Raw genomic sequence first — 10,258 nt, forward strand, 5'->3', positions numbered from 1 at the left:
GTCGTGTCGTGGTGGGTTAAATACTCCGTCACCTTGGCAATAATATTCGCATCGTGAGCGCGATCTGGATCCAACCAGAAAATCGTCGGGCAACCCGTCGCTCTGGCGCGATTTACCGCTAACTTCACCCAATCCTGAATCGGTAAATCCTTCGTCTGACACATCCGCCAGATATCGCCCTGCTCGACTTGATGTTCCATTAATGTCTCACCAGCGGCAACTAGCACCCGCACCACCCCATCAAAGGGGATTTCAAAGGTTTTGTCATGAGAGCCATATTCCTCAGCTTTCTGCGCCATTAAGCCCACGTTGGCGACATTTCCCATCGTGGCAACATCAAATGCACCATGCTCCTGACAGAATTCGATACAAGCCTGATACATCGTCGCATAAGAGCGATCGGGAATCATCGCCTTCATATCGTGCGCTTGCCCATCCGCGCCCCACATTTTGCCCGAAGTCCGAATCGCCGCAGCCATCGACGCATCGATAATTACGTCGCTGGGGACGTGGAGATTGGTAATCCCCTTATCGGAATTCACCATCGCGAGTTGGGGACGAGTACTATACACTGCTTGAATGTCAGACTCGATCTTCTCCCGCTCGGCTACTGGTAAGGATTGAATCTTGGCATAGACATCCCCAATCCCGTTATGAGGATTTACGCCCAACTTATCAAAGGTTTCGGCATATTTAGCAAACACATCCTGATAATAAACCTTAACCGCGTGCCCGAAGATAATCGGATCGGAGATTTTCATCATCGTCGCCTTAACGTGGAGCGAGAGCAAAATATTTTCAGACTTTGCGGCTTGAATTTCGCGATCGAAAAAAGCCCGCAACGCCTTGACACTCATCACCGCCGCATCGATAACTTCCCCCGCCGTCACCATCACCCGATCTTTTAGCACCTTCACCGCACCATCCGCTGCGACTAGCTCGATTTTGACATTACCCGCATCACTAACAACTACCGACTGCTCGCTCCCATAAAAATCACCACTCTCCATGTGAGATACATGAGTCTTGGAATCCTGCTTCCATTCACCAACTCTGTGGGGATTCTTTTGAGCGTATTTTTTCACCGCCGCTGCTACCCGCCTGTCAGAATTTCCCTCCCGCAACACCGGATTCACCGCACTCCCCAAAATCTTGGCATACCGCGCCTTAATCGCCACCTCTGCATCATTCTGCGGTTGAGCGGGATAGTCGGGAATGCCGTACCCCTGCCCTTGTAGCTCCTGAATCGCGGCTGTCAATTGAGGCGTCGAAGCACTGATATTCGGCAACTTGATAATATTCGCATCCGGTGTCTTTGCCAATTCGCCCAACATTGCTAAAGCATCACGTTGTTGTTGCGCAGGTGTCAATCGATCGCCAAATGCAGCTATAATCCGCCCAGCCAGGGAAATATCGGCAGTCTCGATCGATACATTAGCAGCTTTGGTAAATGCTTGGACGATCGGCAAGAATGAATAAGTTGCCAAAGCCGGAGCTTCATCGGTGAGGGTATAGACGATTTTCGAGGGTTGGGCTGTCATAGATCTTCCTTGGATGTGTGGCTTTGGCAATGATGGATGGTTCCAGACCATCATTTTGACATCTCTAGGGGATCTGTTGGTAGTGTAGTTGGCGAAATGGGTAATCTAAGAGGATACATTACATAAAATCGGCAATCTCGAATCGTATGTAATGGAAATGATAACCGATATTCAATGATTGGATAGTCAAATAGTTATTCCTAACGATCTGATGAGTTCAGACGAAATAAGCCCTTAAGTAAAAAGTAGGGCGTGTTGCTGCGAAGCATAACGCACCAATCCATCTTATAGAAAGTAGGGTGTGTCACTGCGAAGCATGACGCACCGTTTCAATTAACACGATCGAGATGTTCCCCCAATGTCTAATTACCGCAGACCATATGTTAATGGTGGGACATATTTCATTACCCAAGTTACCTATCAACGTCAACCTTGGCTCTGTTCTGAGATCGGACGGGTAGCAATGCGCGAGGCAATCCAGCACGTTCGCCAGCAATACCCTTTTGAAATCGATGCGATTGTCCTTTTACCCGACCATTTTCATGCCCTGTTGACATTACCAGTCGATGATAGTAATTTCTCACTCAGAATGCGATTAATTAAAAGGTATGTCACTAGATATTATGGTGCAAAGTTAGAAATCGATCTTGGTATTTCTGAATCGAGAATCGCACGGAAAGAACGTAATTTATGGCAGCGTCGTTTCTGGGAACACTTAATTAGAGATGAGACAGATTTTGCCAATCATTGTGACTATATTCACTATAATCCCGTTCGACATGGATTGTGCGACCGACCGCAGGGATGGGCTTTCTCTAGAATTCATCGGTTTGTTAGATCTGGTATTTATCCGTCAAATTGGAGCAATGAAATCGATCTTAACGATCCGATCGAGGATCTGTGATGGTGCGTTACGCTGGCGCGATAACACACCCTACTTTTTTATGAATAGAATTTCAGTTACTAATTTGGACTTGTCCATCGACAATCCGAGCGGAGAAAGTCTCAAGCTTTACACTCGAATCATCTAAGCACTCACCTGTTAAGAGGCTAAAATTTTGCTTATAAATCGGCGATGCGACTTTGGGAATCCCATTGCGATCGCCGACAATACCTCTAGATAAGACGTATGCTTTACTAAACGGATCGTAATTCTCGATCGCGTAAACATCATTACCTTCACCGACTCTAAATACGGCGATTTGGCGATCGTTTACTAAGGCACAAACGCCTGTATTTGGTAAGATTCGGTCTAGGGTGCAGATCGTTGTCCACTGCTGGGTGGTTGGCTGAATTGATTCTATTTGTGACATTAAAAAGCTCTTATAAATTACGACGCTCGATCGAGGATCGAATCAGACTGTGGATCTTTGTTAATTCAGGTAGGGGTAATTCATGAATTACCCCTACCTGAATTAACTTATTTTAACGATCGATCTCTAATAGTTGTCGTTCATGCTCGAATACAGGACGCTTTTGTCCGCGTTCTTCTACTACAACGATATTAGGATCGGGGATATCGGTATTGACGAAGTGTTGGAAGCGTTGGAGTTTCACGGGATCTTTGAGCGTGACATCCCACTCACAGGCGTAGGTGGCGACTTGATGTGCCATTTCTGCTTCAAGTTCTTCAGCGATACCAAGCGAATCATTAATAATCACATTTTGCAGATATTCCATCCCGCCTTCGAGTTTATTAAACCATGTTGCCGTGCGCTCCAAGCGGTTGGCGGTGCGGATGTAGAACATCAGGAACCTATCTACATAACGAATCAAGGTTTCTTTATCCAAGTCGGCGGCGAGTAGTTGCGCGTGTTGGGGTTTCATCCCGCCGTTACCGCAGACGTAAAGGTTCCAACCTTTCTCGGTGGCGATGATGCCAAAGTCTTTGCTTTGAGCTTCCGCACATTCGCGGGTACAGCCAGAGACGGCGGATTTAAATTTGTGGGGCGCGCGGAGTCCACGATAGCGTAATTCTACCTCGATCGCGAGGCTGACCGAATCTTGGACGCCAAATCGACACCAGGTACTACCGACGCAGGATTTAACCGTGCGGAGAGCTTTGCCGTAGGCGTGCCCGGATTCAAAGCCAGCAGCCACGAGTCGCTGCCAAATTAGGGGAAGTTGGTCTACCCGTGCGCCGAGTAAATCGATGCGCTGTGCGCCCGTTATTTTGGTGTAGAGTCCAAAATCTTTGGCGACTTGTCCGAGGACGATCAGTTTTTCGGGGGTGATTTCGCCGCCAGGAATCCGGGGGATGACTGAGTAGGTGCCGTCGCGTTGGATATTGGCGAGGAAGGCATCGTTGGTATCTTGCAAGGCGACGTGGGGTGCGTCGAGAATTTGGTCGTTCCAGGCGGAGGCGAGAATCGAACTAACGGCTGGTTTGCAAATTTCGCAGCCGCGTCCGGTACCATGTCGATCGAGGAGTTGTTGAAAGGTGTGGAGATCTTGCGATCGCACTAGGCTATATAATTCCTGACGGGAGAAGGCGAAGTGTTCGCACAGGTTGTTATTAACGGCGATGCCTGCTTTTTTGAGTTCGGCTTTGAGTAAGTCGGTAACTAGCGGAACGCAACCACCGCAACCCATGCCCGCGTTGGTACAGGATTTGACGCTACCGATATCGCGAAGTTCTTGTGCTTGAATCGCGGTGCAAATTTGACCTTTGGTGACGTTATTACACGAGCAAATTTGGGCGGTATCGGGCAATTGCTCGACTCCCATCGCCATCGTCGCACCACTGCGCGGCGGTAAAATCAGATCTTCGGGATGCGGCGGTAATGCCATCTGATTTTGCATCAGTTGGAGCAAAGTACCGTAAACTGTCGCATCGCCGACTAAGATACCGCCGAGTAAGCGGGTACCATCTGCATTTACGACCAGCTTTTTATAGACACCTGAAACGGCATCCTCGATTGCGATTACTTTCGAGCCAGTCGTCTTACCAAATGCGTCCCCAAAGCTGGCTACATCGATGCCCAATAGCTTCAATTTGGTGGACATGTCTGCGCCAGTAAAATTATTAGTTTCACTGCCACAGAGCCTGTCGGCGGCGACCTCTGCCATCCGGTAGCCCGGTGCGACTAAACCGAAAATTTGGTTATTATATAAAGCGCATTCTCCGATCGCATAAACATCAGGATCGGATGTTTGACAATTATCATCGATCGCGATGCCGCCGCGATCGCCAACTTTCAAACCACACTGACGCGCTAGCTCATCTTGGGGACGAATCCCCGCCGAGAAAACAATAATGTCTGTTTCTAGTTCGGTACCATCGGCAAATAACATCTTACAGACACGCCCATTCTCGTCGGCGACAATCTCAGTCGTCGATTTGCCTGTATGAATGCCGATGCCCAAATCTTCAATCTTCTGGCGCAAGGTTGCACCACCAGCATCATCTACTTGCACAGGCATCAATCGGGGCATGAATTCTACAACATGCGTCTTGAGTCCCAAATTTTGGAGCGCATTGGCACATTCTAAACCCAATAACCCACCACCAACGACGACACCGACTTTGCAATCTTTGGCATAAGCTTCAGTCGCCTCTAGATCGCAAATCGTCCGATAGACGAAAGTACCTGGAAGATCGTTACCTTTAATCGGCGGTACGAAGGGATAGGAACCAGTCGCCAGCACCAGCTTATCGTAACTAATCGTCAAACCTTTAGCCGAGGTGACTGTCTTATTAGCTCGATCGATACTGACAGCCTTATCGCCGACGTGTACCTGAATATTGTTGTCTGTGTAAAAATCTGGTGCGACGAGCGAGAGATCTGCGACTGTCTTCCCAGCAAAATAACCGCTCAGGTTAACCCGATCGTAAGCTACCCGTGGCTCTTCACAAAAGCAGATCGGTTCCCAATCCGCACCTTTTGCTGCCATCTGTTCCAAGAACCGATGACCGACCATTCCATTGCCGATCGTCACTAACCGCTTTGCCATACCAATGCTGCCTATAGCTACAATAATCCTGAGTCTATATTAGGCTAGGCAGATTTGCGAATTTTATTTGTATCTCGGGATACATAATAGCTGGCTATTATTCATTAATTGCATGGCAAGCGTGCCATTTTAGTGTTTGGCTCTTTCTGAAATGCGATCGCCAATACCAGCAAGGTGATGCTTTTAACTTTAATTAGTCACTTTTTCCCAAGCCGGATGGGATAACAGCGCAGAGATAACTCGCACGCCGCGCAACTGATTGGATAAGGGCAAATGACCTCTAGGTGCAGTCAAATCCCAAGTAAACGCCCCAGGATAACGCGTCCAGTTATTACCTTCCTTCCAGCCGATTTTCGGCCAGAATTTATCCCAATTTTTATTCATCCCCATCCACATTTCACTTTGAACCGAAAAGCCAAATTTACCGCCAGAATGGGCGAGCCATAAGGTGTCGATCGTGTGGAGATCGAGTGCGGGTAACTGCTCGACTTCGGTAAAATAAATCCATTTACGTTGGACGGCATCTTTACCCGCGAGTTCGCACAGTTTCTCGTTAGTAAGTTTATCTGCTGCTTGAAAATTTTGTTGGGCGAGTAGTTGCTGAAGTTGGGTATAATCGACACCAATACTCGATACTAATGGCACGATTCCAGTTGGAAATTCGCGATCGAGATAAGCTCTTCCAGCAGGAAACTCGCTCTGATATATGGCTTGATACACTGCACCTACCACAATCGTCGGTGTAGTTCCCCGTTGTTCCTGGAGCCATGCAGTTAGAACTTCAATGCCTGGAAGTCCCTTTTCGATCAGTTGCGGGATTAACTGCAACTGAGTTTTGAGGGTACTGGCGATAAATTTTTCCTGCAACTCGATGACATCTGAAGGTATCGACGCTGAAGTAGTGCTGAGATCGGGCATGGGTGAGGAACTGCGATGAGGTGGAGTAGTCCGATCGATATTTTACCAAAAATAAACTAACTTGTTGCTACTTGCCACCTGCTAAACTTAGCCCTTCAATAACAGATAATAAAGGTGTCCTGGCCCACCTGTCACGCCAGCACGCTCTCCAGCAATTTTACCAGTACCCATAAAGTAATCGACACGTCCGGGGCCAGTAATCGCGCTACCTGTATCCTGATCTAAGACATAGCGACTGACAAGTTTTTGCTGGATCGATCGACCATCGACACTATAGGGCAGTTCGGTATGCACCAACGCCAAAGCGCCTGGTGGCATGAGCGACTTGTCGGTCGCGATCGAACGTTCGGGTGTAACTGGCACATTGATACTCCCCATCGCTTCACCATTGAAGGTCTCCTTCATGAAGATAAATCGCTTGTAGCGGGGAATGTAAACGTTCAATTCTTGCGGGTTTTCGCGGAAGTAGCGGATGATACCGGGAAGCGTGAGCTGACTGGGCGTAACTTTACCATCTTTGGCTAGTTCTTTGCCGATGCTATTGTAGGCAAAATTGGTACCACCAGCGAACCCCACAGTAGTTTTACTACCATCTGTTAGATTGAGTTCGGCTGAACCCTGAATCTGGACGAGGATCGCTTCAAAACGATCGCGCATCCAAAATATCTCATTCCCTGCCAGCGCACTTTTGCTACCTTGGAGACCATCTGCACCCTCTAACAGCAAGCGTTCTGGCTGCGGATCTTTCCAACTGCCAAAGTTTGCAGGTAATTTGTACAGCGGATATTTGAATTCGGCTGTCTGCGTGCGACTGGCTTGATAAATCGGTTCGTAATAGCCCGTAAATTGGACGGTACCTTTATTATCTTTGCCGACTGATTGATAGAAGACAAATTCCTTTTTGACGGCTGCTTGTAGTTCTCCAGCAGATTTACTACTATTGACTAACTGCCGAAATCGGACTAAGGATCGGCGCACGCGATCGCGACCGATCCCCTGAATCGGATAATTTTGATAGGCTTTAATCGCGGCGGGTGTCTCTAAATACTTCAGACTTCGATCGATCGATTTGAGCATTGCCAGTTTATCACCGGATTTACCCCACAGTTGGTCGTCAAAACCGATCGAAGAAGTTGCTTCATCACTATTAGTATTATTAGTACTATTGGAGCTACCCCGATCGGCTCGGACATTGGCACTGGGTTCAGCATTTAAGCGTAAAGGTGCTTGATGATTGAATCCTAGCGCAATACCTAGATTCAAAGAGAGTAAAGCCAGCGTTTTAATCATGAAGTCTTACTAAGTAACGTTTAGACATTCCCATCGTTGACGACGCTCGGGGAACTCATGTTTCCCAATCTTTCGTCTTAGCGATGGTTATCGATCTTTAGTGGATAGTGGATAGTGGATAGTGGATAGTGGATACTTTTGGTACTTTCAGTTTTTGTGTACTAGTGCAAGACGTGAGAAAACCTAGTAATCCCGATCGATACTAGAGGCAAATACAGGCTCGACTCGAATTGCTTCGATACACTCAGGACGCACCAGCAGGTATTCACCCTGATTGTTCTTCATCGGTAGGTTGATAAAGTCTCTAGAACTTGTTTTGGGCATCAGTTCGTTACTATACCATTTCTGGAAATCTTGAGCTGTAGGAAAGCGGATTTCTTCCCGATGACCGCCAGATAAGAGCAGATGCACCGCATATTCGTTAGCTATTTTAGCCATACTTTCGAGCGTGTTTGGATGAGACGTATTAGTTTGAGTATGCCCAAGTTTTACCCGAGGATCGATGGTGGGAATAGGGAATAGGGGATAGGGGATAGGGCATGAGGGATAGTGTCTTAGCCGCTGCTCAGCTCTTTACCTCTTACCTTTTACCTTTTACCTCTTACCTCTTACCTCTTACCTCTTACCTCTTACCTCTTACCTCTTACCTCTTACCTCTTACCTCTTACCTCTTACCCTTTACCTCTTACCCTTTACCTCTTACCTCTTACCTTTTACCTCTTACCCCTATCCCCTCTCCTACGGATTAACCTGAATATGTCCTTGGCAAAGTAGCTCGCCAGCTAGGAGCTGAAGTTTGGTAATATTGACATCATTGCCCAGATCGATTTGATGGGAGTGAATATCGCTACCGGGGAGATCGATCGCGCAGGTAATGGCGATCGGATCGAGTAGTAAGATGTGTCCAGCTTGAATATCGATTCCCATTGAGATCTCGATCGGTACTGTCTGTCCCTGAGTCGTTAAATTTCCTTGTAAAGTTAGCTGCTGGGGCGCGATTGTCAAGTGATGCCAGTCGCTGTGCCAATTTTGCTGGTGGGGATCTGTTGCCAAAATTTGGGCGAGTAAATCGTTCATGGCTTGAGCCAGTAAGGGTGCAGCTAGCGAAGCCTGCAAATCTCGCTCGCTGAATTTGACATCAGCCGTCACGGCAATCGGCTCTAATAACCGCAGGGGTTGACCTTTGATGACTTGGGGGAGATTAATCCGAATATTTTCGGCGACTAGATCGATCGATCCGAGCGATAAACCCTGATAGATGGCTCCGACAGCTACTACCGTCGCGCGGGGAATCGTCCCGCCTAAGATTTGCCGACTACCCCCTTGAATATCTACTTGGAGGGTGTCTACATGGGATACTTGCGATCGCAGCCAGACTCGACAAGCGGGGGAGAGTACGGAACCGACAATCCCTCTAGATTGATTTGCCAATTGAACTAGTTCCCAGAAATATTTGATGCAACCGAGTTTACATGTAAACAGTCGCCAGTTCCTAGTCAATACTAAGATTACAATAGGAATAGTTAGGGAAAATCGGGTTGCTCTCGACCGGATTTAGTTTGTCTAGATACCAGCCGCGATCGCGGTCTACTCTATACTACTAATTACTGAGGGTTTGGACGCTTCCTAGCTCTAGACTACTGCTCTATATTTGACTCCCACTTCTCACTCATGAGTGCTAGACTCCAGAAAATTTTATCGCAATGGGGCATCGCTTCGCGGCGACGTGCCGAAGAAGCGATCGTCGCTGGTAGGGTGCGGGTGAATGGAGTTGTGGCTCAGTTAGGACAAACAGCCGACCCGACTACCGATCGCATAGAAGTTGATGGTAGACTAGTGGTATTACAGAGCCGACCAAAGCCTGTCTACCTGCTGCTCAACAAACCAGTTGGCGTAGTCTCCACTTGTTACGACCCACAAGGTCGCAAAACAGTCTTGGAGCTATTACCACCGCAACTGCGCGAGTGTGAAGGAATTCATCCGGTCGGTAGATTAGATATTGATTCCAGTGGTGCGTTGTTGCTCACCAATGATGGAGATTTAACCTTTCGGTTAACTCACCCGCGTCACAGCGTTAGTAAGACCTATCAACTTTGGGTGCAAGGTCAACCCACCGCCGCAGTACTACGTGCTTGGCGCAATGGGATCGATCTCGATGGGCAAGATACTTTGCCCGCGAAAGTGAGAATTCTCAAGCAACAGCCCGATCGCACTCTCCTAGAGATTGCGATTACTGAAGGTAGAAACAGACAGATTAGAAGAGTTGCAACTCTGCTAGGATGTCCGGTCTTATACCTTCATCGTACCAGCATTGGTGACATTAATATCGATGGGGATCGATCGTTACCGCTCGGTTCCTACCGTAACTTACACTCTGCCGAACTCCATAGCCTTGAATTTGCTGGGGATCGATCGACTGCCGCTGCCTCTATTAAAGGTGAAGCAGCGACCCGATCGAGTATCTTCAGTATCAAACCCCGATTATAATCCCACAACTACCCCACATCAGCGATCGTGACTCTACTGGCACCGCTCAAGCATCTGACCGCTCTCAA

At 47.9% G+C, this 10,258-nt stretch carries 9 protein-coding genes; 2 read left to right on the forward strand and 7 right to left on the reverse strand.

Translation table 11 applies throughout. The annotated features are described in order from the left end of the window. Positions 1-1,541, reverse strand: a 1,541-nt coding sequence (locus tag RMO35_RS16835; RefSeq protein ID WP_309742473.1) for an NADP-dependent isocitrate dehydrogenase, incomplete at its 3' end; no start/stop codon positions are given. A gap of 358 nt (positions 1,542-1,899) precedes the next feature. Here RMO35_RS16835 and RMO35_RS16840 point away from each other — a divergent pair. Next, positions 1,900-2,445 carry an REP-associated tyrosine transposase gene (locus tag RMO35_RS16840; RefSeq protein ID WP_309742474.1) on the forward strand — a complete coding sequence of 182 codons (546 nt, stop codon included), beginning with the start codon at positions 1,900-1,902 and terminating at the stop codon, positions 2,443-2,445. 52 nt (positions 2,446-2,497) lie between these two features. Here the strand turns inward: RMO35_RS16840 and nirD are convergent, their stop codons facing one another. The 6 genes from nirD to RMO35_RS16870 form a co-directional block, all read right to left on the reverse strand. Further along, on the reverse strand, positions 2,498-2,854 hold the full coding sequence (nirD, locus tag RMO35_RS16845; RefSeq protein WP_309742475.1) for a nitrite reductase small subunit NirD: 357 nt from the start codon (positions 2,852-2,854) through the stop codon (positions 2,498-2,500). Positions 2,855-2,966: 112 nt separating this feature from the next. Beyond that, entirely contained in the window at positions 2,967-5,495 is a 2,529-nt protein-coding gene (gene nirB, locus RMO35_RS16850) for a nitrite reductase large subunit NirB (RefSeq protein ID WP_309742476.1), read from the reverse strand. 189 nt (positions 5,496-5,684) lie between these two features. Continuing rightward, a complete protein-coding gene (locus RMO35_RS16855) occupies positions 5,685-6,413 on the reverse strand; it encodes a GUN4 N-terminal ARM-like repeat domain-containing protein (protein ID WP_309742477.1) in 729 nt (242 codons plus the stop codon). Positions 6,414-6,500: 87 nt separating this feature from the next. After that, a complete protein-coding gene (locus tag RMO35_RS16860; RefSeq protein WP_309742478.1) occupies positions 6,501-7,703 on the reverse strand; it encodes a murein transglycosylase A in 1,203 nt (400 codons plus the stop codon). Positions 7,704-7,886: 183 nt separating this feature from the next. Then, on the reverse strand, positions 7,887-8,141 hold the full coding sequence (locus tag RMO35_RS16865; RefSeq protein WP_309742479.1) for a hypothetical protein: 255 nt from the start codon (positions 8,139-8,141) through the stop codon (positions 7,887-7,889). Positions 8,142-8,441: 300 nt separating this feature from the next. Continuing rightward, entirely contained in the window at positions 8,442-9,134 is a 693-nt protein-coding gene (locus tag RMO35_RS16870; protein ID WP_309742480.1) for a DUF2993 domain-containing protein, read from the reverse strand. A gap of 240 nt (positions 9,135-9,374) precedes the next feature. On the opposite strand from RMO35_RS16870, the gene RMO35_RS16875 reads away from it, so the two are divergent. Then, the gene (locus RMO35_RS16875) at positions 9,375-10,190 is read left to right on the forward strand and encodes a pseudouridine synthase (RefSeq protein WP_309742481.1); all 816 of its coding nucleotides are present in this window, start codon (positions 9,375-9,377) and stop codon (positions 10,188-10,190) included. Positions 10,191-10,258 lie beyond the last annotated feature (68 nt).

This window comes from Chamaesiphon sp. OTE_20_metabat_361 (assembly GCF_031364565.1).

What these genes read in the sequence shown, in the direction of transcription:
- RMO35_RS16840 (WP_309742474.1), top strand. Translation starts at nt 1,900, where the DNA reads ATGTCTAATTACCGCAGACCATATGTTAATGGTGGGACATATTTCATT.
- nirD (WP_309742475.1), bottom strand. Translation starts at nt 2,854, where the DNA reads ATGTCACAAATAGAATCAATTCAGCCAACCACCCAGCAGTGGACAACG.
- nirB (WP_309742476.1), bottom strand. Translation starts at nt 5,495, where the DNA reads ATGGCAAAGCGGTTAGTGACGATCGGCAATGGAATGGTCGGTCATCGG.
- RMO35_RS16855 (WP_309742477.1), bottom strand. Translation starts at nt 6,413, where the DNA reads ATGCCCGATCTCAGCACTACTTCAGCGTCGATACCTTCAGATGTCATC.
- RMO35_RS16860 (WP_309742478.1), bottom strand. Translation starts at nt 7,703, where the DNA reads ATGATTAAAACGCTGGCTTTACTCTCTTTGAATCTAGGTATTGCGCTA.
- RMO35_RS16865 (WP_309742479.1), bottom strand. Translation starts at nt 8,141, where the DNA reads ATGGCTAAAATAGCTAACGAATATGCGGTGCATCTGCTCTTATCTGGC.
- RMO35_RS16875 (WP_309742481.1), top strand. Translation starts at nt 9,375, where the DNA reads ATGAGTGCTAGACTCCAGAAAATTTTATCGCAATGGGGCATCGCTTCG.